This is a genomic window from Kitasatospora sp. NPDC030952 (assembly GCF_055571335.1).
On sequence record NZ_JBVIFM010000017.1, the window covers coordinates 144906 to 167357 of the forward strand.

At 74.5% G+C, this 22452-nt stretch carries 22 protein-coding genes; 8 read left to right on the forward strand and 14 right to left on the reverse strand.

Going from position 1 to position 22452, the window contains the following annotated elements; all coding sequences use genetic code 11:
- Positions 1-119 precede the first annotated feature (119 nt).
- The 9 genes from ACZ47G_RS27120 to ACZ47G_RS27160 form a co-directional block, all read right to left on the reverse strand.
- The gene (locus tag ACZ47G_RS27120; protein WP_465746921.1) at positions 120-881 is read right to left on the reverse strand and encodes a MerR family transcriptional regulator; all 762 of its coding nucleotides are present in this window, start codon (positions 879-881) and stop codon (positions 120-122) included.
- 146 nt (positions 882-1027) lie between these two features.
- The gene (locus tag ACZ47G_RS27125; RefSeq protein WP_465746923.1) at positions 1028-2101 is read right to left on the reverse strand and encodes a DUF2332 domain-containing protein; all 1074 of its coding nucleotides are present in this window, start codon (positions 2099-2101) and stop codon (positions 1028-1030) included.
- A 368-nt stretch (positions 2102-2469) separates the two neighbouring features.
- Positions 2470-2850 (reverse strand): hypothetical protein, encoded by a 381-nt coding sequence (locus ACZ47G_RS27130; protein WP_465746925.1) that lies wholly within the window; start codon positions 2848-2850, stop codon positions 2470-2472.
- Between the two features lie 110 nt (positions 2851-2960).
- Entirely contained in the window at positions 2961-4193 is a 1233-nt protein-coding gene (locus tag ACZ47G_RS27135; RefSeq protein WP_465746927.1) for an SUKH-4 family immunity protein, read from the reverse strand.
- A gap of 188 nt (positions 4194-4381) precedes the next feature.
- Positions 4382-5203 carry a hypothetical protein gene (locus ACZ47G_RS27140; protein WP_465746929.1) on the reverse strand — a complete coding sequence of 274 codons (822 nt, stop codon included), beginning with the start codon at positions 5201-5203 and terminating at the stop codon, positions 4382-4384.
- A 276-nt stretch (positions 5204-5479) separates the two neighbouring features.
- Positions 5480-6085: a DinB family protein gene (locus tag ACZ47G_RS27145; protein ID WP_465746931.1), complete on the reverse strand. Its 606-nt coding sequence runs from the start codon at positions 6083-6085 to the stop codon at positions 5480-5482.
- A gap of 189 nt (positions 6086-6274) precedes the next feature.
- On the reverse strand, positions 6275-6847 hold the full coding sequence (locus ACZ47G_RS27150; RefSeq protein WP_465746932.1) for a dihydrofolate reductase family protein: 573 nt from the start codon (positions 6845-6847) through the stop codon (positions 6275-6277).
- A gap of 112 nt (positions 6848-6959) precedes the next feature.
- Complete coding sequence (locus ACZ47G_RS27155; protein WP_465746934.1) at positions 6960-7742, reverse strand: SRPBCC family protein; 783 nt, start codon at positions 7740-7742, stop codon at positions 6960-6962.
- The gene (locus tag ACZ47G_RS27160) at positions 7739-8464 is read right to left on the reverse strand and encodes an ArsR/SmtB family transcription factor (RefSeq protein WP_465746936.1); all 726 of its coding nucleotides are present in this window, start codon (positions 8462-8464) and stop codon (positions 7739-7741) included. Before ACZ47G_RS27160 ends, ACZ47G_RS27155 begins: the two co-directional genes overlap by 4 nt.
- A gap of 168 nt (positions 8465-8632) precedes the next feature.
- Here ACZ47G_RS27160 and ACZ47G_RS27165 point away from each other — a divergent pair, with 168 nt between their 5' ends.
- The 3 genes from ACZ47G_RS27165 (at position 8633) to ACZ47G_RS27175 (ending at position 14650) form a co-directional block, all read left to right on the forward strand.
- Positions 8633-9373, forward strand: coding sequence for an FAD-binding oxidoreductase/lyase (locus ACZ47G_RS27165; RefSeq protein ID WP_465746937.1), 741 nt, complete (start codon positions 8633-8635; stop codon positions 9371-9373).
- Between the two features lies 1 nt (position 9374).
- The gene (locus ACZ47G_RS27170) at positions 9375-11261 is read left to right on the forward strand and encodes a DNA polymerase Y family protein (RefSeq protein WP_465746939.1); all 1887 of its coding nucleotides are present in this window, start codon (positions 9375-9377) and stop codon (positions 11259-11261) included.
- Positions 11262-11434: 173 nt separating this feature from the next.
- Positions 11435-14650, forward strand: coding sequence for an error-prone DNA polymerase (locus ACZ47G_RS27175; RefSeq protein WP_465746941.1), 3216 nt, complete (start codon positions 11435-11437; stop codon positions 14648-14650).
- An 87-nt stretch (positions 14651-14737) separates the two neighbouring features.
- Here the strand turns inward: ACZ47G_RS27175 and ACZ47G_RS27180 are convergent, their stop codons facing one another.
- Entirely contained in the window at positions 14738-15559 is an 822-nt protein-coding gene (locus ACZ47G_RS27180; protein ID WP_465746943.1) for a TIGR03084 family metal-binding protein, read from the reverse strand.
- A 150-nt stretch (positions 15560-15709) separates the two neighbouring features.
- Between ACZ47G_RS27180 and ACZ47G_RS27185 the strand changes: the two genes are divergently transcribed.
- A complete protein-coding gene (locus ACZ47G_RS27185) occupies positions 15710-16477 on the forward strand; it encodes a helix-turn-helix transcriptional regulator (protein WP_465746945.1) in 768 nt (255 codons plus the stop codon).
- On the opposite strand, the gene ACZ47G_RS27190 is transcribed toward ACZ47G_RS27185, so the two are convergent.
- From ACZ47G_RS27190 to ACZ47G_RS27200, 3 genes are read right to left on the reverse strand one after another with little or no spacing between them, the layout of a single operon-like run.
- The gene (locus ACZ47G_RS27190; protein WP_465746947.1) at positions 16470-18005 is read right to left on the reverse strand and encodes an AMP-binding protein; all 1536 of its coding nucleotides are present in this window, start codon (positions 18003-18005) and stop codon (positions 16470-16472) included. The two genes, ACZ47G_RS27185 and ACZ47G_RS27190, sit on opposite strands and share 8 nt — an antisense overlap.
- A gap of 51 nt (positions 18006-18056) precedes the next feature.
- Entirely contained in the window at positions 18057-18422 is a 366-nt protein-coding gene (locus ACZ47G_RS27195; RefSeq protein WP_465746949.1) for a MerR family transcriptional regulator, read from the reverse strand.
- A gap of 38 nt (positions 18423-18460) precedes the next feature.
- Positions 18461-19228 carry an SDR family NAD(P)-dependent oxidoreductase gene (locus ACZ47G_RS27200; protein WP_465746951.1) on the reverse strand — a complete coding sequence of 256 codons (768 nt, stop codon included), beginning with the start codon at positions 19226-19228 and terminating at the stop codon, positions 18461-18463.
- Between the two features lie 107 nt (positions 19229-19335).
- Between ACZ47G_RS27200 and ACZ47G_RS27205 the strand changes: the two genes are divergently transcribed.
- From ACZ47G_RS27205 to ACZ47G_RS27215, 3 genes are all read left to right on the forward strand, one after another.
- Positions 19336-19884 carry a GNAT family N-acetyltransferase gene (locus ACZ47G_RS27205; RefSeq protein ID WP_465746954.1) on the forward strand — a complete coding sequence of 183 codons (549 nt, stop codon included), beginning with the start codon at positions 19336-19338 and terminating at the stop codon, positions 19882-19884.
- Positions 19885-19894: 10 nt separating this feature from the next.
- On the forward strand, positions 19895-20281 hold the full coding sequence (locus ACZ47G_RS27210; RefSeq protein ID WP_465746956.1) for a VOC family protein: 387 nt from the start codon (positions 19895-19897) through the stop codon (positions 20279-20281).
- Between the two features lie 120 nt (positions 20282-20401).
- The gene (locus ACZ47G_RS27215; protein ID WP_465746958.1) at positions 20402-21049 is read left to right on the forward strand and encodes an NAD(P)-dependent oxidoreductase; all 648 of its coding nucleotides are present in this window, start codon (positions 20402-20404) and stop codon (positions 21047-21049) included.
- A 39-nt stretch (positions 21050-21088) separates the two neighbouring features.
- Here the strand turns inward: ACZ47G_RS27215 and ACZ47G_RS27220 are convergent, their stop codons facing one another.
- Positions 21089-21871, reverse strand: a complete 783-nt coding sequence (locus ACZ47G_RS27220; RefSeq protein WP_465746960.1) for a dioxygenase family protein — start codon at positions 21869-21871, stop codon at positions 21089-21091.
- Positions 21872-21983: 112 nt separating this feature from the next.
- Here ACZ47G_RS27220 and ACZ47G_RS27225 point away from each other — a divergent pair, with 112 nt between their 5' ends.
- Positions 21984-22451 (forward strand): MarR family winged helix-turn-helix transcriptional regulator, encoded by a 468-nt coding sequence (locus ACZ47G_RS27225; protein WP_465747044.1) that lies wholly within the window; start codon positions 21984-21986, stop codon positions 22449-22451.
- The last annotated feature ends 1 nt before the right edge of the window (position 22452 follow it).

The window sequence follows — 22452 nt, forward strand, 5'->3', positions numbered from 1 at the left end:
GGGATGGAGTAACAGCGGGGGGAGGGCGGCGGCTTCCGGGCCCGCCCCCTCCGCCGGGTCGCCCCGCCGGGCCCGCCCCCTCTGGCCCGCTCCCCGCCGGAAGCGGGCCAGAGCCCGGCTCAGGAGAGCCGTGCCGCCGCGTACGCCTCCATGGCGGCGCGCTGGTAGGCGGCCAGCCCCGGGGCGATGGTCTCGTACGCGGCGTTCCACTGCTCGTTCTCCGTGCACGAGCGCGCGATGGCGAGGTACTCCTCCAGCGAGACCGCGCGGATCCCGTTGAGCATCCGGTACTCCTCGTCGATCATGCGCTGCGCGGGCTCGGCATCGGCCGGGTGGCCGGCGGCCATCAGCTCCGCCAGGCGGACCATCCGTGCGGTCCGCTCGCGCTGGCCGGCCTCGATCTCGGCCGGGGTCATCGCGGCGGTCGCTTGCCGGGCCGCTTCGGCGTGCTCGGGGAAGTCACGCAGGCTGACGTCGATGTCGGCGGGCTGGATGCCCTCGAACAGGTTCTCGGGTCGGTTGATGTCGGTCATGGGCGTGCCGTCCTTCCGGGAGCGTTCCAGGTCGGCGATCGTGCGCGAGACGGTGGCGGCGAGGGCGTCGAGCCGGTCGCGTTCGGCGACCAGCCGGCGGTGGTGGCCCCGCAGGGACTCCAACTCGTCCACCTGGTCGCCGATGATCCGGGAGATCTCGGTCAGCCCCACGCCCAGGGCCCGCAGGACGAGGATCTGCTGCAGTCGCAGCAACTGCCGCTCCTCGTAGTAGCGGTGCCCATTGGAGCCGATCCGGGCGGGAGGCAGCAGTCCGATCTCGTCGTAGTGCCGCAGGGTCCGGGCGGTCACGCCCGACATCCGGGCGATCTCTGCGATCGGCCAGGCCATTGCCATCTCCTCTGCCATCTCCTCTCCCCCTCGCGTGTCCCGTCCTCCGGGTCTCGTCCCACGCCCATCGACGTGCACGTTCGCTCGGACCGGGGCCGGTTCCTCTGGCCCCGGTCACGACGGTAGAAGCTGCCGCTGCGGCAGCTTCAAGCCCGGGCAGCGGATCGGTCTCCGTCCTCGGCGAACCACTCCAGGGACTGCCCGTGCGGCCCGGTGAAGGCGACCGGCCGCTCGTCCAGGGCGAGGGCGAACAGCCCTGAGCCGACCGGGGCCGGGCGGGGGAGGCGTTCCGCGACGGTCGGCAGGACGGAGACCGCCTCGTTGGAGATCCAGCGGGCGGGCAGCTCTCGCATGGTCGCCGCGAACTCCTCCCGTGCCTCCGGCGACAGGTACGCGAGCACCGCGCTGTGGAACACCACCGGCGTCGAGCCCGCCGGTGTCTGCGCCACCAACTCCCGTACGGTCTCGTTGAGATCGCCGCGCACCAGCAGCGGCGGTTCGGCCCGGGCGATCCGGACCGCGCCGCGCAGCCGCTCCAAACGATGGGTCTGCTCCGGCCAGACCAGTGACTCCAGCCACCGCATGTCGTCCTCGGAACGGACGTCCAGCGGGTTGAGGTCGATTCCGGCACGCCACACCACCTCGGGCAGCCGTTCCCGCAGGGCGTCGAGCATCGGCACCGGCCCGCTCACCGAACAGTCCAGCGTCACCGGGCTCCCCTCGGCCCCGAACTCACCGACTGCTTCCACCTCACCGACTGCCTCCACCCCACTGCCGGTACCGCCCGTACCCGCGTACCCCGGCCGGTACCGATACCGATACCGGTCGGGGTACAGGCAGAGCCCCGCCGAGGCGCCCACCTCGATCAGCGCCAGCGGCTGCGGCAGCGAGGCCAGCAGTGGCAGCAGGGTGGCGCAGCGGCCCGCCTCGTTGGTCTGGGTGCGCCGCTCCAGCATCGTCGTCGAGACCTCGGCCCACTGCGTCACCGTCCAGTCGCGGAAGGCCGGCCAGCCGTCCGTCACCGGTCCGCCGAGGTGCCGCACCGCACCGAACAGCAGGTTCGGCTGCCGCTTAGCGGTCGGCAGTCCGTCCAGCAAGTCGATCAACTCCTGGTCCCCGGCCGTCCGTTCGGCCAGTTCCCGGTACATCGGCGAGTTGCCGCGCGCCTCCCGCTCCGCAAATGCCAGGTAGTGGCTCGCCGTGGCGCCGTCGCTGTCCATGTTCCGTGCTCCTTCTCTGCCGATCTCGGCCGACTTCTGCCAATCGATCTCGGCTCGGCCTTGGCCGTGTCTTTTGCCGTCCGCCGTACGGGCGCTGAACCCGCCGCCGGGGAGAGTCCCGCACCCCTGCCGGTTCGGCACCGTCGCCGGGATCGGGGCGGCCCAAGCGGGAGAGGAATGGAACCGGCGCGGCGAGGTCTCCGAGGGCGAGATCGCTGCGCTCTCCTGGGGCTGAGCGGCAGTTCGGCCTCGGCGAGCGCCGCCGCCATCGCCGAGACGCTGCGCCACCACGGCAGCGAACCGCCCCACCCACCGGGCCGCCTACTGCCCACCCACCAGCCCGCCTACCGCCCCGCCCACCGCCCCGCCTACCGCCCCGGGCCGACGCCGTGCCCCGGCTGCCAGTCCAGCCCCGGGTCGGTGCGCGGACGGACGGTGTGCAGCAGTGAGGTGAGCGACCAGACCACCACGGTCAGCAACGCGTAGAACAGCAGCAGCGCCCAGAAGGGGGTGGTGGACAGGCTCCGGTCCTCGAACCGGCACCAGGCGTCCGGCGGTAGCCAGGACGCCCCCGTCTCCAGCAACCGCCCACCGCCGGACACCAGGCCGCGTTCGCAGCGCCTCCCGTAGTCCAGCGACCGTACGTACAGCAGGGCGTACAGCCCGCCCGCCGAGGCGAGGGAGAGGACGGCGCTGATGCCCAGGAGCATCAGCTGTCTTCGCCCGGCCGCCGTACGGATGTTCGTCACCGGGGCAGCGTACCGGCGTGGCGGTCCCGGCCGGGCGCGGACCGCGCGACCCCACCCAGCCCCATCCAGCCCCACCCCAGCCCCGCTCCCCGGGGCGGCCCCGGCCGGGATCACCCCAGCAGGCCGCCCATGTGCCCGTCCTCGGCGAGCAGCCGCCAGGAGCGGCCGGGCGAGGCGAAGGCCTCCGGGTCGACGCCCTCGACCAGCCGGTCCACCACGGTGCTCAGCAGCGACTGCGGATCGAACACCGCCCAGGTGTCCCGACCCAGGCCGTGCTCCCAGCGCTCCCACTCGGCGCGCAGCCGCTCGTACGTCCACAGGGCGTAGAGCAGGGCGGACAGGTCGCGGTTCAGGTAGGCCTCGGGCTGGCCGTCGTCGTACCAGTCGGGCAGTTCGAGCCGGCCGGTGGCGCCGTCCAGGGCGATGGTGAGGTCGGTCGGCCAGTCGCCGAGCGCGAGGTAGTCGCGCTGGTAGGGGCGTTCCTCCTCGCCGTCGAAGTACTCGGGGTAGGCCTCCGCCATGGTGACCAGCGGCTCCTGGCACGCCCCGAACATCGCCCCGCCGAGCGGCAGCCCGACCTCGGTCAGCAGCCGTCGGGTGGGCTCGTGCACCAGGGCGGCGGGCAGCCCCTCCGGCCGGAACCGGTGCACCAGGCCCGCACCGCCGTCCTCGTCGGTCAGCGCCGCCAGCTCGGCCACCAGCTCCGGGCCGACCTCGTACGCGGGCCCGCCCGGCCCGCCGGGCAGCGCGCCCCAGGCCAGCGCCCGCACCAGCAGCGCCGTCCCCCAGTGCGCCGGCACGGCGCCGTACCCGGCATCGCGCATGGCGTCGTCCACGGCGTCAGGTACGAAGTCGTCCACGACATCGGGGGCGGCCTCAGGCGTGGCATCCGGCGCGGCGGCGCGCCCGAACAGCGCGGGATCGATGTCCCGCATCCGCCGCTCGGCCCCGGCCAGCACCTCGGCCACCACCGCCGGCCCGCGCCGCCCGTCGAGCGCGTCCGGGCGCCGGGCCGCCTCGCCCACCGCCTCCACCTCCCGGATCAGCGCGGCCAGCGCGGCGAGGTCGGAGGCCAGCGGATCCCGCCGGGGGCCGCCGTTGCCGAGGAACACCTCACCGGTCGTCCCGTCCAGCAGCACCAGGTTGCCGAGGGCGGCGAAGGGCATGCAGTAGTCCGTCTCCCCGAGGACGAAGAGCCGCTCCGCCCCGGCGCTCGGGAAGGCCTTCAGCGAGCCGCCGTCGAGCACCCCGAAGTCCAGGAACGCCCCGGCGGCGGGCAGTCCCTCCCGCACCAGGAACTCCCGGCTCCCCTCGTGCACCACCCCGCCCGGAACCCCGGCCACTCGCACACACCCCACGCGCCCCGCCCTTCACCGTTCCCCCTGTCCCCCTGACCCTAGCGGGCCGATCCGACAGTGCCACGGGGGTTTCCCCGGGCCGACGGCCGCCAGCCAGGTCACCGGCCGGGCCGACACCAGCCAGCCCGGCCGGGGCGACGGCCCCGCTGCGCCGGGCGACGCCCGGAGCGGCTCTACGGCAGCGCCGGGTCGTCCACGTTCCACCGCTCCGGCAGGTCCCCGTCGCAGAACACGCAGACGTAGTGCCCCTCCCGGACGATGCCGCAGCGCCCGCACCCCGGGCATCGGCGGAACACCACCGCGTGGGTGAAGCCGCCGGGGTGCGGCAGCCCGAGCCGGTCGAGGGCGGTGGCGACGGCCGGCCAGGAGGTGACGTCGGGGCAGTAGCCGGTGGACAGGTTGCTGACCGTCCCGACCTCCCAGCCCCCGCCGTCCGCCTGCCGGCGCCCGACCTCCCAGCTCCCGCCGTCCGCCCGCCGGAACCCGACCTCCCCGGCGCTCAGCACCGACTCCCCTCCCGCGCAGACCACATGCTCACTGCGACGCGGAGCGAGCCGCAGCGCCCCGCCCAGGTCCACCACGAAGGTGAACGGCTCCGCGAACTCCGCCGCTGCCCGCGCCTCCGCCCAGGCGGCGAACTCGCCCGCCGTCCGGACCGGTTGACCGCCGAAGCCCTCGCACCCACCCGCCGTCGACGGCCGCAGCTCCGGTGGCCGCAGCTCCGGTGGCCCCACGTAGCGGTACGCCCGCCCGAAGCCCTCCTCGACCTCCGCCGCGACCGCCCGCTCGGCCAGCCGAACCCGCCACCACGCCATCTCGACGGCCGTCCCGCTCAGTCCGAACTCCCTCAGCTCATCGAGCAGTTCGCGCGCCGCTCGGAGTGAGCCCCCGGATCCCTCGCGCAGCACCCGTAGCGCCGCCACCGGATCGCCGAGCGGCCCGGAGAGCCGCAGCCGCGCCGGTCCGTGGGCGTGCCAGCAGCGCGGCGCGAACATCCTCCGGTGCGGGCTCCGGGCCCGAGTGCTCGCACATGTTCAGTCCGCAGGACGGGCAGTGGAGCTCGGCGTCCCACCACAACTCCCGTCCACGGTGGAGGAACTGCTCGGAACTCCGAACAGCGACACCCCCGCAGTCCTCACACCGAACGGCCGTCCTGACCTCTTGCCCCATGTCCGCCATACCCACCACCGCCGCCACCCCCCAACCATGCCCACCATGCCCACCACCGCCCGCCATACCTGCCGCTCCCGAACCTGCCGCTCCCGAACCCGTCACGCCCGCCCGCCCGCCTCCCGCCCGTCCGCCTCCCGGGCGGCCCGCTCCACCCGGTCGTAGTGGGCCCGCCACCAATCCGCGTCGCCGGGGGCCGTGTTGGTGCCGTCGGAGCGTTGCCCGGTGGCGCCGTCGATGAGTTCGCGGACCAGGTCGGCGTGACCGGCGTGCCGATGGGTCTCGGCGATCACGTGGACGAGTACTCGGTGCAGGGTCTGCTCCGGGCGGTTGCCGAAGGGGAGCCGGCCGACGGTGTCCAGCGGCAGCGTCTCGATGGTGGCGTCCGAGTGGGCCCAGACCCGGCGGTAGCGGTCGAGGATCTCCTCGGTGTTCTCGTCCGCCCGGGCCCAGAGGTCGCCGTTCGGCTCGGCGGTGCCGACGATCCACAGCGGGGTCGGTTCGGGGAAGGGGCGTCCGAAGGTCTCGCCGAGGTACAGGGCCTCGGCCCCGGTGACGTGCTTGACCAGGCCCAGCAGGTTGGTCCCGGTGGGGGTGAGCGGTCGCCGGAGGTCGTACTCGGAGAGGCCGTCCAGCTTCCACAACAGGGCGTCGCGGGCGTCCTGGACGTAGATCCGCAGGTCGTTCTTGTCGTCGTTCGCCGTCATGGGGCAAGTCTGTTGACCTGCGCGAACCTGTCCACCGGTTTTGCCCTCGGACGAATCGTCACGGCCGCCAGGGCCGTCAGGGCCGTCAGGGCCGCCGGATCACCGCCGTGCCCCGGTCCGGGGTCCACCGCCCCGGCGGTCCGCGACGGGCCCGGCCGCCAGGGGCGGAGGGAGCAGGAGGAGTGCCGCTCAGCGGACGACGTCGAAGATCTGCTTCTGCAGGCCGTTGCCGTACACCTCGTGCTCGACCAGCTTCAGCTTCTGGGCGTCCTTGTCCGTGGCGCTGAACAGGCGCTTGCCGGCGCCGAGCAGCAGGGGGTAGACGAGCAGGTGGTAGCGGTCGATCAGGCCGGCGTCCGAGAGGCCGTGGTTCAGGGTCGCGCTGCCGTGGAGGATGATCGGGCCGCCCTCGGTCTCCTTCAGGGCGGCGACCTGGTCGACCGAGCGCAGGATGGTGGTCTCGCCCCAGTTCGGGACGAGGTCGGCCTCGGTGAGGGTGGTGGAGACGACGTACTTCGGCAGCGTCTTGTAGCGGGCGAACTCCGGCATGTCCGGCCACACCGGGCTGAAGGCCTGGTAGCTGACCCGGCCCATCAGCATGGCGGTGGCCTCCTCCTGCTCCCGGCCCTTGATCTCGTAGGCCTCGGGGAGGAACTCGACGTCCTTGAAGGTCCATCCGGAGTTCCGGTAGCCGGGTTCGCCGCCGGGGGCCTCGACGACGCCGTCGAGCGAGATGAAGGCGGTGCTGATCAGGGTGCGCATGAGTGGTTCCTCGGTTCTCGTGGGTCGGTGCTCGTGGGTCGTTCTGGTCCGTCAGCTGTTCAGGCGGGCCAGTGGTTCTGTCGGTTCCGCGACTGCCGCGGCGGGAGCTACGTCAGGCGAGGAGCCCGGCCAGCCACCGCTGCCAGGCACCCTCGGCTTCGGCCCCGTCCGCCGCCCCCGCTCCGGCCCCACCCCCGACCCCGTCCGCCGCCCCCGGCCCGAAGAGGTGATGGAACATCAGCACCGTCCCCGCGCCGTGGTGGAAGGTGTAGAGCCCGTCGGCGGTGCGCAGTTCGAAGCGCTCGTCGTCCGCCCAGACCACCTCGCCGTCCAGCGGCGGCAGCCCGGCCGGCTCGGCGTGGGCCCGGGCGCCGACGGTGACCGGGAGTCGTAGTGCCAGGGCGTGGGCGAGGGTGCTCCGGATCTCCGGGTCCGGTCGCCCGGCCGCCGGGGCCGCGGCGAAGACGGGGGTGCCGGTGCGTCCGGGGAAGTGGGCGAGGTACTGGCGGAGCGTGTGCAGGTGGAACGGCCAGCCGCGGCGCAGCGCGTCGTACTCGTCCTGCCAGTCGTCGCCGAGCAGGCCGCTGTGGACGACGCGGAGCACGGTGCTGCCGCCGTCGCGGCCTTCGATCAGGTACTCGAAGGCCATGAACCGGCCGTCCTCGGCGGTGCTCGTGCGGGTGGCCAGCCGCTTGCCGGGCTCGTAGGCGGTGATGACGGCCTCCGCGCGGTGGCCTCCGGTCTCCATGGTGGCGGTGCCGCCCTCGCGCGGGTCGAGTTCGTTGCGCCCCATGAACCAGGAGTCGAGCCCCGGTCCGGTGGCGATCGCCTCCCAGACCTGGTCGGGGGTGGCCGGGAGGGTGGTCTCCAGTTCGATCTCGAACGGGTGGGTCATCTCCGGTCTCCTTGCTCGGGCGTGGCGGCAGCCGGATCGGCGGCCGGATTGGCGGCCGGATCGACGGCCAGATTGGCGGCCGGATCGACGGCCGGGTCGGAGGCCGGGTCGGCCTGGGGGTGGGCCTCGGTGCCGGGGTGCGGTGCCGAGGGGATCTGGTGCAGTCCGACGACGACCCGGTGGCTGCGGCCGCCGGGGGCGGACTCGTCGTGGTAGCGGCTGACCAGAGTGGCGACGGCCTGGGCCAGTTCCTCGGCGAAGGCCGTCCGGTCGGCCGCGGAGGCGAACCGCACCTGGGCGTCGATGCCGAAGCTGGCGACCCGCCGGCCGGCCCGGGAGGCGCCGGTCAGCAGGGCTCCGACCTCCTGCACCAGTCGGGAGCCCAGGGCCAGCAGCCAGCGGGCGGAGAGCTGGTCGGGTGCACGGGAGGGGTCCGGGCTGACGGCGGCCAGGACGCTGGGGGAGATCACGTAGGAGGCGGCGGTGGCGCGGTACACCCGTTCGGTGACGTTGCCCTTGCGGCGTTCCTCGGCGAGTTCGACGAGTCCGTGCCGTTCAAGTTCCTTCAGGTGGTAGTTGACCTTCTGCCGGGGCAGTCCGAGGCGGGTGGCCAGCCTGGCGGCCGAGCCGGGCTCGGCGAGGGCGGCGAGGATCCGGGACCGGATCGGGTCCAGGGAGGCCTCGGCCGCGGCGGGTTCTTCGATCACAGCGACGTCCAGCACCGTTCCAGCGTCCGTCCGACAAAAAAATTTGTCAAGGAAAAAAGGGTTGTCGGTCGCCCGATCGGCCCAAGGGAGTTCACGCGTTCGGCGCGGTCGGCACGGAGCGTGACGGGTGGGGGCGATGGGGCGGACTTGAATCTTTACGAACGGATGTTCGATCCTGGGGCTGTGCCCGTTTTCGAATCTGTTTTCGAATCTGCCGCTGAGCAGCCCGAACGCCCCGCGCTGCGGTCGGCGGCGCTCCCGGCTGCCGTGCCCGAGGACGGGCGACCGGCGACCGGGCGCGGGCTGGTGCCGGTGCCGCCCGCACTGCGGGAGGTGCTGCCGGACGGCGGACTGCGGCGCGGCACGGCGGTGTCGGTGGCGGGCGGGGACGCCGGACTGCTGCTGGCACTGGCCGCCGGGGCCCGGGACGCCGGGGGCGGCTGGGCGGCGGCGGTCGGACTGCCCGACCTCGGGCTCGCCGCCGCCGAGGGCTACGGGCTGGACCTGCGCCGACTGCTGGTCGCGGACGACCCGGGGCAGCACTGGCCCGAGGTGGTGTCGGTGCTGGCCGGTGCGGTCGAACTGATCATGCTGCGCCCGGACGGGCCGGTGCCGCCCAAGCTGGCCACCCGGCTGGCCGCCGTCCTGCGGCGCAGCGGCTGCGTGCTGCTGGTGGCCGGGCCGTGGCCGGGCGCGGTGCTGCGGCTGGGGGTGCGGTCCGGGCGCTGGTTCGGGCTGGGGGACGGCCACGGGCAGCTCGCCGGGCGGCAGGTGGAGGTGGTGGCCGAGGGGCGGGGCTCGGCGGTGCGCGGCCGGACGGCCCGGCTCTGGCTGCCGGACGAGTACGGCGCGGTGCGCCCGGTCCGGGAGCAGTCACGGTCCGTGACCGAACCGGCGGCACCGCTCGTGGCGGCGGTGGTGTGACGTGCCGACGACGACCGACGAGGACCGGACCCCCCGGGTGCTGGTGGTCTGGTGCCCGGACTGGCCGGTGGTGGCCGTCACCGGTGACGACCCGGTGGCGGTGACCGAGGGTGGGCGGATCCTCGCCTGCTCGGCGGGCGCCCGGGCGGCGGGGGTGCGGCAGGGACAGCGGCTCAAGCTGGCCCAGCGGCTCTGCCCGGAGCTGGAGCTGCGCGACCGCGACCCGGAGGCGGAGACCCGCCGCTTCGAGCCGGTGGTCGCGGCGGTGGAGGCGTTCACGCCCCGGGTGGAGGTGATCCGCCCGGGCCTGTGCGCCATCCCGGTGAAGGGCCCGGGCCGCTACTTCGGCGGCGAGGAGGCGCTGGCGGCCCTGGTCGGTACGGCGGTGGCGGACGCCCTCGGGCGACCGCCCGTCCCGGACGCCGTCCCCGGCGCGGTCACGGTGCCCACCGAGCCCCAGGCCACCCAACCGCCGCCCGCAGAGCCCGCAGAGCCCGCAGAGCCCGCAGAGCCCGCAGAGCCCGCAGAGCCCGCCGAGCCCGCAGAGCCCGCCGAGCCCGCAGAGCCCGCAGAGCCCGCCGAGCCCACCGAGTCCCAACCGCAAGCGCACCCCCACCCCGACCCCGACCCCCACCCCGACCCCCAACCCCAACCCCACCCCCAGCCCCGCGGCCCGAACCCGAACCCCACCACCCCCCACGCCCGGATCGGCGTCGCCGACGGCCTGTTCGCCGCCGTGCTCGCCGCCCGCGCCGGGGTGCTGGTCCCCACCGGGCGCACGGCGGAGTTCCTCGCCCCCTACCCGGTGGGCGCGCTGGGCGACGAGCCGCTGGCCGAACTGCTCGGGCGGCTCGGCCTGCCCACCGTCGGGGCCTTCGCCGCGCTGCCGCCCGAGGCGGTCGCGGACCGCTTCGGCCCGACCGGGACGCTCGCGCACCGGCTGGCCCGGGGCCTGCAGCCGCGCCCGCTGGTCCCGCGCGACGCGGAGCCCGACCTCGCCGTCGAGCAGCGCTTCGACCCGCCGGAGCCGCTGGCCGAGCCGCTGGTGTTCGTCGCCCGCACGCTGGCCGAGCAACTGCACCAGCGGCTGGCCGGGGCGGGGCTGACCTGCCGCCGGGTGGCCGTCGAGGTGGCCTGCGCGGACGGCCGGACGGTCTCGCGGCTGTGGCGGCACGAGGGCCGGCTGTCCGCGACGGCGCTGGCCGAACGGGTCCGCTGGCAGCTCCAGGCCTGGCAGAGCGCGGGCACCTTCACCGCCGGCGGCGCGGGCACCTTCACCGCGGGCGGCACGGGCACCCTCAGCGACGGCGGCGCGGGCTTCGCCCTGCTCCGGCTCGCCCCCGACGGCCTCTCCCCGGACCAGGGCCGCCAGCTCGCCCTGTGGGGCCAAGCGGTCGCGGACGACCGGGTGGAGCGCGCGGTGGCCCGGGTGCAGGCGGTGCTCGGGCACGCCGGGCTGCGCCGGATCGAGCCGGCCGGCGGGCGCGGCCCGGGTGAGCAGCAGGTCCGGGTGCCGTGGGGCGAGCCGTACGAGGCGGCGGCCCCGGCGGACGCGCCCTGGCCGGGGCGGCTGGCGGAGCGCTCGGCGGACCTCTGGCCGGCCGTGGTGCTGCGCGAGCCGGCGCCGGTGCGGGTGCTGGACGAGGCCGGCCGGCCGGTCACGGTGGACGGTCGGGCGGGGGTGTCGGCCCGGCCGGCCCTGGTCGTGGTCGGGGGCCGCGAGGAACGGGTGGCGGGCTGGACCGGGCCCTGGCCGGCGGTCGAGTACTGGTGGGACCAGTCGCTCGCCCGCCGCCGGGCCCGGTTCCAGGTGGTGGTGGACGGCGGCCGGGCGCTGCTGCTCACCGTGGAGGGGGGTGGGTGGTACCTGGAGGCCGGCTACGACTGACCGGCGATCCCGGCGATCCGAGCGACCCCGGCGATCCGGGCGATCCCGGGCGATCCCGGGCGATCCCAGCGATCCCGGTGACCCGGGCGATCCCGGCGATCCCGGCGATCCCGGCGATCCGGCCCGCCGGGGGGGGGAGCAGAACCAGCACCAGAACGACGAAGGCAACCCCGATGGGCTTCACCAGCCACCCCACCCTCCCCTGGAGCGAACTGCACCGCCGGCTGACCGGCGCCGCGCCGGACCGCACGGTCGTCCCGCTGCGCCGCCCCGACGGGGAACCCCCTGCGGCGAAGGCCGGGAGCGACGGCGACGAACCCTGGGCCGAACTGCACGTCCACTCCGCCTTCAGTTTCCTGGACGGTGCCAGCGACCCGGAGGACCTGGTCGCCGAGGCGGCCCGGCTGGGCGTGGAGACCCTGGCGGTCACCGACCACGACGGCCTCTACGGCGCCGTCCGGCTCGCCGAGGCGGCCCGGGGGACGGGCGTGGCCACCGTCTTCGGCGCCGAACTGACGCTCCGTCAAGAAGACTCGACCGAACACCTCCTGGTCCTCGCCCGCGACCCGGACGGCTACCGCCGCCTCTCCGCCGCGATCGCCGCCGCCCAACTGGCCGGCGGCGCCAAGGGCCGCCCGGCGTACGACCTCGCGACGCTCGCCGGGGCGCACGGCGGCCACTGGGCGGTGCTCACCGGCTGCCGCCTCGGCCGGGTCCCGGCGGGCCTCGCGACCGGCGACGCCGAGCGTCGACTCCACACCCTCACCGAGGCGTTCGGCCGCGAGAACGTGTACGTCGAGCTGATCGACCAGTGGCTGCCCGGCGACGACCGGCGCAACGACGCCCTCGCCGCGCTCGCCGCCGGACTCGGGATCCCCGCCGTCGCCTCCACCAACGCCCACCACGCCGGCCCCGCCCAAGGCCGCCTCGCGCAGAGCCTGGCCGCCCTGCGGGAGCGCCGCACCCTGCAGGAAGCGGCCGGCTGGACGCGGGCGTCCGGCACCGCGCACCTGCGCTCGGGCCGCGAGATGGCCGCCCGGCTGGCCCGCTTCCCCGGCGTGCAGCGGGCCACCGCCGAACTGGGCCGGGCCTGCGCCTTCGACTTCGCCAAGCTGGACCCGGAACTGCCCGGCTACCCCGTCCCCGAGGGCGAGAGCGAGATCGGCCACCTGCGCGCCCTGGTCGCGGCCGGCGGCCCGGCCCGCTTCGGCTCGGGCAACGCCGCCGCCCGCCGCCAGTTGGCCAAGGAACTGGACGTGATCGAGGACCTCGACCTGGCCGGCTACTTCCTGATCGTGCACGACATCGTGGACTTCTGCCGGAGCCAGGACATCTGGTGCCAGGGCCGCGGCTCGGCCGCCAACTCGGCGGTCTGCTACGCCCTCGGGATCACCGCCGTCGACCCGATCCACTACCGGCTGCTGTTCGAGCGCTTCCTCTCCACCGCCCGGGACGGCCCGCCCGACATCGACCTGGACATCGAGAACCGCCGCCGCGAGGAGGTCATCCAGTACGTCTACCGCCGCTACGGGCGCGAGCACGCCGCCCAGGTCGCCAATGTGATCACCTACCGCCCCCGGCTGGCGATCCGCGACGCCGCCCGGGTGCTCGGCTACCCGCAGGGTCAGGTGGACGCCTTCAGCCGGCAGACCGACTTCCGCTCCGCCCCCGGCGCGGACGCCGTCATCCCGGCCGACGTCCTCTCGCTCGCCGGCCAACTCCACGGCCTGCCCCGCCACTTGGGCATCCACTCGGGCGGCATGGTGCTCACCAAGGAGCCGATCGGGGAGATCTGCCCGACCGAGTGGGCCCGGATGCCGGGGCGCTCCGTCCTGCAGTGGGACAAGGAGTCCACCGCCGGCGCCGGACTGGTGAAGATCGACCTGCTCGGCCTCGGCATGCTCGCCGCACTGCACGACGCCTGCGACCTGATCGCCGAACACCACGGCCTGCACTACGACTTGGCGTCCATTCCGGACGACGACAAGGGCGTGTACGCGATGCTGCGCCGCGCCGACACCGTCGGCGTCTTCCAGGTCGAGTCCCGGGCCCAGATGGCCACCCTGCCCCGACTCAAGCCGGACCACTTCTACGACCTGGTGGTCGAGGTCGCACTGATCCGCCCCGGCCCGATCCAGGGCGGCTCCGTCCACCCGTACCTGCGCCGCCGCGCCGGGGTGGAACCGCCCGGCTGCCCGCACCCGCTGATGGAGAACGCCCTCGGCAAGACCCTCGGGGTGCCGCTGTTCCAGGAGCAGATGATGCAACTCGCCATCGACTGCGCCGGGTTCAGCCCCGCCGAGGCCGACCGGCTGCGCCAGGCGATGGGCGCCAAGCGCTCCCACGAGCGGGTCGCCCGGCTGCGCGAACGGCTGCTGAGTGGGATGGCCGAGCGCGGCATCCCGTCCGAGGTCGCCGAGGACGTCTACGGCAAGATCGAGGCCTTCTCCAACTACGGCTTCCCGGAGAGCCACGCGATCAGCTTCGCCTACCTGGTGTACGCCAGCGCCTGGCTCAAGCACCACTTCCCGGCGGCCTTCACCTGCGCCCTGCTGGCCAACCAGCCGATGGGCTTCTACTCGCCGCTCAGCCTGGTCGCCGACGTACGGCGGCACGGCGTCCGGGTGCGCGGGGTGGACGTCAACGCCAGCGGACCGCGCCCCACCCTGGAGCCCTACCGGGGCCCGACGCCCGCGCCCCCGCTGACCGCCGGCCGGCCGCAACCGGCCATCCGGCTCGGCCTGGAGACGGTGCGCGGCATCGGCGCCCCGCAGGCCGAGGCGATCGCGGCCGGGCAGCCGTACGCCGACCTGGAGGACTTCGCCCGCCGCACCGGCCTGCCCGCGCCCGTCCTGGAGGCGCTGGCGACGGCCGGGGCCTTCGACTGCTTCGGCCTGACGAGGCGTCAGGCACTGTGGGCGGCGGGCGCGTTCGCCGGGATCTCGGCCGACCTGCTCCCCGGCACCACGCCCGGCACCGAGGCCCCGGAGCTGCCCGGCCTGAGCCCGGTCGAGGAGACCATCGCCGACCTGTGGGCCACCGGCACCTCCGCCACCAGCCACCCGCTCCAGCACCTGCGCGCCCACCTGGACCGCGGCGGCGCCCTCAGCGCCGCCCAACTCCCGGACGTGCCACCGGGAACGGCGGTGGTGGTCGGCGGCCTGGTCACCCACCGGCAGCGCCCGCCGACGGCCGGCGGGGTGCTCTTCCTCAGCCTGGAGGACGAGACCGGCCTGATCAACGTGATCTGCAACCGCCCGGTCTGGGAGTCCCAGCGCCGCACCGCCCTCGACCGGGCCGGCCTGCTGGTGCACGGCCACATCGAACGCGACCGCGGCGCCACCAACCTGATCGCCACCCGGCTCACCCCGCTGCGGATCGGGCTCTGAGGCCGCCGCAGCCCTGGACCACTCACTGAACCACTCAGTCGGGGTAGCGCACCAGCCCGCTCAGGTCAGGCCCCGGCCCGGGGCCGTTCAGGCGCTGGAGGCCGTCCGCCCCTTGCCAGGAGGCCCGGCGAAGACCTGGGCGATCGGCAGCCAGGCGGTGGCGACCGGGCCGGTGGCGGTCAGGGCGAGGTCGTCGCGGTGGCGGCGCTGGGTCACCAGCAGGCAGAAGTCCAGGGCCGGGCCGGTCACCACGTCGGTCGCGTCCGCCGGGCCGAAGGCCCACGAACCCCCGTCGGGCGCGGTCAGTTCGAGCCGTACCGGGTGTTCCGGCGCGGGCAGGCCGTGGGCGGCGAAGGCGAAGCCGAGGGTGCGCAGGCCCAGGTGGGCGATGTGCCGCAGCCGGGCGGTGGGCTCCCGGGTCGCGCCGAGCGCGTCCGCGACGTCCTGGCCGTGCGCCCAGGTCTCCATCAGCCGGGCGGTCGCCATCGAGGCGGGCTTCATCGGCGGGCCGAACCAGGGCAGCCGGACGCCGGTGGGGGCGGCGGCCAGAGCGGCCTGTGCCTCCTGCCGGCCGGCCCGCCAGCGGGTGAGCAGGGCGGCGGGTTCGGCGGCCGCGCCCTCCCGGGCGCCCTCCTCGACCGGGTCGGCCCCGGCGGCCAGCAGCTCGGTGAAGCGGCCGCCGAGCGAGGCGGTGAAGCCCTCCGGGTCGCGGGCGGCCAGTGCCGTCCAGTCGTCGGTCCAGGCGAGGTGGGCGATCTGGTGCGCGACCGTCCAGCCCTCGGCGGGGGTGGGCCCGGCCCAGCCCTCGGCGGGCAGCTCGGCCACCAGCGCGTCCAGGACGGCGCTCTCGGCCCGCAGGTCGGCCAGCAGGCCGTGCAGGACGTCGTCCGGGGCGTTCGGGTCGGTCATCGGTTTCCCCTTCTCCGGTCAGGGCAGTTGCTACCCGCCGGTAGCCTGCGGCCGCACCCTACGCCCCGACCGGCGCCGGCGCCCGCCGATCCGGGGAACACGCACGTCAGAACTCTCGCCACCGGCCCCGACGCATGTGACAATTCCGCGATGACCAGGGCCGTGGACCCCCTCACCGCCGTGCCGAACGGCGCCCCCGACGACCCCGAACTCGCCGCGCGCGCCGCCGAGCTGGTGCGGCGCGCCGTGCTCGGCGACCTCGCCCGCCGGGTGGTGGCCGAGTGCGGCGTGGACGTCGGCCTGGTCGGTGTGCCCGAGCCGCTGCCCGGGGGTGACGCCGGGAGCGAGGGCATGGTGCTGCGGCACTGGGCGGGCACCCGGGCGGACCTGCTGCACGACGTTCCCGTCCCGGCCGGCCTGGGCCTCGGCGGCCGGGCGCTGGCCGAGCGCGCGCCCACCTGGGTGCCCGACTACCGTGCGGCGACGACCATTTCGCACCAGTACGACGCGGCCGTGGCCGCCGACGACCTGTACGCGATGCTCACCGTCCCGCTGCTGGACGGCGACACCGTGCACGGCGTGGTGTACGCCTCGCTGCGCACCGTGGTGCCGTTCGGGGACGTCCGGATCTCCGCCGTCGGCAAGCTGGCCGCGGCCGCCACCCGGGCGCTGGCCGGAGCGGCGGCCTGGAACCGTGCGAAACCCCGACGGACACCACCGGCGAGCCCGTTGACCCGGCGCGAGCACGAGGTGCTGCGCTGGGCGGCGACCGGCCGGACCAACCCGGAGATCGCCGCCCACCTGGGCCTGACCTGCAACACCGTGACCGGCTACCTCAAGTCCGCGATGCACAAGCTCGGCGTCCGCAACCGCACCGAACTCGCCCTCGCCGCACGCGAGGCAGGGCTCGTCAGTTGACCTGCCGCTCCCGCCCGCTCCAGTACGGCTCGCGCAGCCGGAACTTCTGCAGCTTCCCGGTGGCCGTGCGCGGCAGCTCCGCCCGGAACTCCACCGAGGTGGGCGACTTGTAGCCGGCCAGCCGCTGCTTGCAGTGCGCGATCAACTCGGCCTCGGTGACGGCCGCTTGGCCCTCCCGGAGCACCACCAGCGCCTTGACCGTCTCGCCCCACTTCTCGTGCGGCACCCCGATCACCGCGACCTCGGCCACCGCCGGGTGGCTGTACAGGCAGTCCTCCACCTCGATCGAGGAGACGTTCTCCCCGCCGCTGATGATGACGTCCTTCTTCCGGTCGGAGATGGTCAGTTGGCCGTCGGTGAGGGTTCCGCCGTCGCCGGTGTGGAACCACTCGTCGCGCAGCGCCTCGGCGGTGGCCTCCGGCTGCTGCCAGTAGCCGTCCAGCACGGTGTTGGAGCGGACCAGCACCTCGCCCTGGGCGTCGACCCGCAGTCGGGTGCCGAGCGCCGGGGCGCCGGCCTGCACCAGCTTCTCGGCCCGTTCGGCGGCCGGCAGGGCGTCCCACTCGGCGCGGGAGCGGTTGACGGTGACGATCGGGGAGGTCTCGGTCAGGCCGTAGAGCTGCATGAACTCCCAGCCCAGCTGCTCCTCGACCTGCTGCACCACCGCGGTCGGCGGCGGCGCGCCGGCCACGATCATCCGCACCCGGTCCCGGCCGGGCACCGGGCCGTCCCAGTCGGCGGCCGCGTCCAGCACCATCTGCACCACGGCGGGCGCGCCGGACAGGAAGGTCACCCCGTGCCGTTCGACCCGGCGCAGGATCTCCGTGCCGTCCACCTTGCGCAGCACGATGTGCCGGGCGCCGAGCCCGGTGAGCGAGAACGGCAGGCCCCAGCCGTTGGCGTGGAACATCGGCAGGGTGTGGAGGTACACGTCCCGGTCGTTCGCGCCGTAGTGCAGGCCCATCAGCGTGGCGTTCAGCCAGACGTTGCGGTGGGTGAGCTGAACGCCCTTGGGGCGGGCGGTGGTTCCACTGGTGTAGTTGATGGTGGCGGTGTCGTTCTCGGAGATCGCGTACCGGCGGGGCGGGTTGGCGAAGTCGTACAGCAGGGCGTCGCTGTCCGCGCCGAGTACGAACCTGTGCTTGGCCACCACTCCGTGCAGTGGGTCGGCGAGTTCGGGATCGACCAGCAGCACCGAGGCGCCGCTCTGCTCGACGATGTACGCGACCTCCTCGGCCCGCAGCCGGAAGTTGACCGGCACCAGCACCCGGCCGTGGCCGCTCACCCCGAAGAAGGAGGTGAGCAGCCGGGCCGAGTTGTGCGAGACGATCGCGACCCGCTCGCCCGGCCCGACGCCGAGCCGGTCCAGTCCGGCGGCCTGGGCCCGGGCGAGTTCGGCGACCCGCCGGTAGCTGAGGTCGCCCCAGGATTCGGCCGGCTGCACCGGTTCGTCGACGATCCCGACCCGGTCGCCGTAGACCAGCTCGGCCCGGTCGAGGAAGTCCATCACGGAGAGTGGAATCTGCATGCGCCCACTGTCCTCTCCGGTGGACCGCGTGCACACCCCCGATCGGGGGTGTCACCCGTCCGAACGCATCCGCTCGGCCGCCGCCAGGGCGGCCGTCAGTCGGTCCCGCGCCTCGGTCTGGGCGGCGATCCGGCGCTCCAGGGCCGCCAGCCGCTCCCGGACGATCCCCAGCACCCGTTCGGACGGCGGCCGGGAGAGCACGTCCCCGTCGAGGCAGCCGAGCAGTGGCCGGAGGTCCTCCATGGTGAGCCCGGCGGCGACCAGGGTACGGATGTTGCGGACCCGCGGGACCGCCGAATCCCAGTACTCCCGGTAGCCGTTGGCGGCCCGCTCGGACTCGATCAGCCCGGCCTGTTCGTAGTGCCGCAGCGCCCGGGCGGTACTGCCCGTCCGCCGTGCCAGTTCACCGATCCGCACCGCGGCTCCCCCCGTCCGTTCCTCAGGCCACCAGCTCCTCAGGCCACCAGCGCGCCCCCGTCCACGGACAACACTACGCCGGTCACGAACGACGCCTGCGGCGAGGCCAGTTGGGTGATCGCCCAGGCCACCTCGGCGGGCCGGCCGATCCGGCTCAGCGGGGTGATCTCCAACTGCCACTTGCGGATCGCCGCCGACTGCTCGGGGCTGAAGCCGGAGTGTTCGCCGATCGGGGTGTCGATCGCCCCGGGCGCCACCGCGACCACCCGGATGCCGCGCGGTGCCAGTTCGACCGCCCAGCTGCGGGTGATCGTCTCCAGCGCCGCCTTGCCCGCCGCGTACACCGAGTTGGTGGGCCAGCCGCGCTGTCCGACGGCTGTGCTCACGTTGACCACCACCCCCTGACTCGCGCTCAGCGCCGGCACCGCGGCCTGTCCGAGCAGCACCGGGGCGATCAGGTTGGTGGCCAACAGCCGCTCCACGCCGGCCCGTTCGTAACTGCCCAGGCGCTGCTCGCTGTGCACGATGCCGGCGTTGTTGACCAGCACGTCGAGCCGCCCGTACCGCTCCACGGCCGCACCGACGACCGTCTCCGGGGCGTCCGGCGCGGTGATGTCCGCGACCAGTGGCTCGATCAGCCCGGGGTACGCGGCCGCCGTCTCCGCCAGCGGTCCGGGGCGCCGCCCGACCGCCACCACCCGGGCCCCTTCGGCCGCGAAGGCCCACGCGGTCGCCCGCCCGATCCCCGTCCCGCCCCCGGTGACCACCACGACCCGACCCGTTCCCGCTTCGTTCTCTCCGCTCATGGGGCCAGCCTCCGACCCTGCCGCCAGCGTCAGGGTCAAGCCGCAACCGCGGGGCACCGGCGGCTCGTCCGTAGGGATCGCAAACGGACCAGAGCGGGAGACCACCTGTGAACCACCTGACCACCCGTCCGACGGCGGACGGCCTGCTGCTGCGCCCCTTCGAGGACGCCGACGCCCCGGCCCTGATCGAGGCCTACCGGGACGAGACGCTGCGCCGCTTCACCCGGTCCCCGGTGCGGGACGCCGAACAGGCCGCCCACTGGCTGGCCGTGCAGTACGAGGGCCGGGCCGCCGGCACCCGGTACGCCTTCGCCGTCCTGGACGCCGGCGCACTGGTCGGCAACGTGGTGCTCAAGCGCGGCGCCCCGGGCCGGGAGCGGGCCGAGGTGGGCTACTGGACGGTGGCCGCGGCGCGCGGCCGGGGCGTGGCCCCGCGCGCGGTGGAGGGTCTCACCCGCTGGGCCTTCGAGGTCTTCGCCGGGGACGGCCTGCTCCGGATCGACCTGCTGCACGAGGGCGACAACCACTCCTCCTGCCGGGTCGCGGAGAAGAGCGGCTACGCCCTCACGGAGATCGTTCCGGCCTTCCCGCCGTACCCGAAGGACGGTCACCGGCACTCCCGGAAAAGGCTGGACACGGTCGATCGGCGCGGGTGAGAGTGGGTGCATGGCTTCTCTGGTACGACACGTGACGATCGACTGCGCGGACCCGTTCGCCCTCGCGGACTTCTGGGCGCAGGTGCTGGACGGCACCGTCGCCGAGGACGACAACCCGGGGGACCCTGAGGCGGTGGTGAACTCCGCCGGCGCCTCGCTGCTCTTCATCCAGGTGCCCGAGGGCAAGTCGGTGAAGAACCGGGTCCACCTCGACCTCCAGCCGCAGGACCGCAGCCGTGACGAGGAGGTGGAGCGCCTGCTCGCCCTGGGCGCCACCGTGGTGTCGGACCAGCGCCGCCCGGACGGCACCGGGTGGGTCACCATGGCCGACCCGGAGGGCAACGAGCTGTGCGTGGAGCGCAGCCAGGCCGAGCGGATCGCCACCGGCGCCGCCTGAGCTCCGCACCACCGCCCGAGTCCCTGGACACGTGGCCGGGCCTTCGCCGAGGGTCCGGCCGATAATCGACCCTGTCTGACACCAACGAGGCGACGCCTCCGAGCACCAGGCAGGTACCCCATGGCCAGAATCGCCGTGATCGGCGCCAACGGCACCATCGGCAGCGCCGTCGTCGCGGAGGCGGCGGCCCGCGGGCACGAGGTCACCGCCGTGGTCCGCGAGCCGGACCGCTACCGGGGCGCGGCCGCCGCCGTGGAGCGCGGCGACGTGCTGGACCCGGCCGACGTGGCCCGGGTGGCGGCCGGCCGGGACGTCCTGGTCAGCGCCGTCGGCGGCGGCGACGGCCCGGGCCACCTGGCGCTGATCGAACCCGCCGCCCGCTCACTGGTCGAGGGCCTGCGGGCGCTCGCCGGCGACGCGCCCCGGCTGGTCGCGGTCGGCGGTGCGGGCAGCCTGGAGACCGCGCCGGGCGTGCGGGTCTGGGACATCCCGGGCCTGCCGGAGCCGATCCTGCAGATCATGCACGCCCACGGCGCGGCCCTGGACTACTACCGGACGGTCTCCGACGTGCGCTGGACGGTGCTCAGCCCGGCCGCCGAGATCGGCCCGGGGGAGCGGACCGGCCGCTACCGGACGGGCCTGGAGCAGCTGCTCACCGACGCCGCGGGGCAGAGCCGGATCTCGGTGCCGGACTACGCGGTCGCCCTGGTGGACGAGATCGAGCAGCCCGAGCACATCGGCGAGCGCTTCACCTGCTGCGCCCTGTAGCGCACCCGATCGAGTGCGCCCGATGACCCGGCCACCCGTTCAGCCCAGCTGGATCGACCGCTTGGCCAGCCCCATCCAGAACCCGTCGATCACGCTGCGCTGGCTGCCGAGGTCGGCCTCGCCGGCCCCGAGGGTGACGAACAGCGGGGCGAAGTGCTCGGTGCGCGGGTGGGCGAGGCGCCCGGCCGGGGCCTTGTGCTCGAAGTCGAGCAGCGCGTCCAGGTCGTGGGCGTCCAGGGCGCGCCTGCCCCAGTCGTCGAACTCGGCCATCACCGAGGTGATCCGGCCGTCGCGGCTGAGCGCCCGCAGGTTGTGGGTGAAGAAGCCGCTGCCGATGATCAGCACGCCCTCGTCGCGCAGCGGGGCGAGCCGGCGGCCGATCTCCAGCAGGCGCTGGGGGTCCAGGGTGGGCATGGAGATCTGCAGCACCGGGACGTCGGCCGCCGGGAACATCTCCACCAGCGGCACGTAGGCGCCGTGGTCGAGTCCGCGGTCGGGGATGTCCTGGACGGGCGTGCCGGGGGCGCGCAGCAGCTTGCGCACGCGCTCGGCCAGCTCCGGCGCGCCGGGGGCGGCGTACTGGACCGTGTAGTAGTGCTCCGGGAAGCCCCAGAAGTCGTAGACCAGCGGGACGGTGGTGACGGCGCCGACGGCCAGCGGGGCCTCCTCCCAGTGGGCGGAGACCATCAGGACGGCCTTGGGCCGCGGCAGGTCGGCGGACCAGGCGGCCAGCTCGCCCGGCCAGATCGGGTCGTCGGCGAGTGGCGGCGCGCCGTGCGACAGGTACAGGGCGGGCATGCGCTCGGGGGCCGCGGTGCTCATGGCGTCCTCCTCAAGGGAACCAGTGAGTAGTTCAAATTTGAACCTCTATCTCGGGACGGTACACCTTCGTTCGAATTTGAACAACAGGAGTAGACTCCGCTCCATGTCCTCACTGAACGAACCCCGCTGGCTCGACCAGGACGAGATGGCCGCCTGGCGGGGCTTCGTCGTCGCGAGCAATCTGCTCAACCGGCGGCTGGAACGCCAGCTCAAGGACGACTCCGGCCTCTCCCACCAGCAGTACGAGATCCTGGTCCACCTCTCCGCCGCCCCCGGCGACTCGCTGCGGATGACCGAACTCGCCGACAAGCTGGTCACCTCCAAGAGCGGCCTCACCTACCAGGTCACCCAGCTGGAACGGATGGGCCTGGTCGGCCGCCGCTCCTGCCCCAGCGACGTGCGCGGCGTCATCGCCGAACTCACCGACCACGGGCGGGAGACCCTGCGCCAGGCCGCCCCCGGCCACGTCGCCCTGGTGCGCGAGCTGCTGATCGACGTGCTCACCCGCGAACAGCTCGCCGTCCTCGCCGAGGGCCTCGGCGCGGTCAGCGCCCGTCTGCGCCAGGACGAAACGCCTTAGG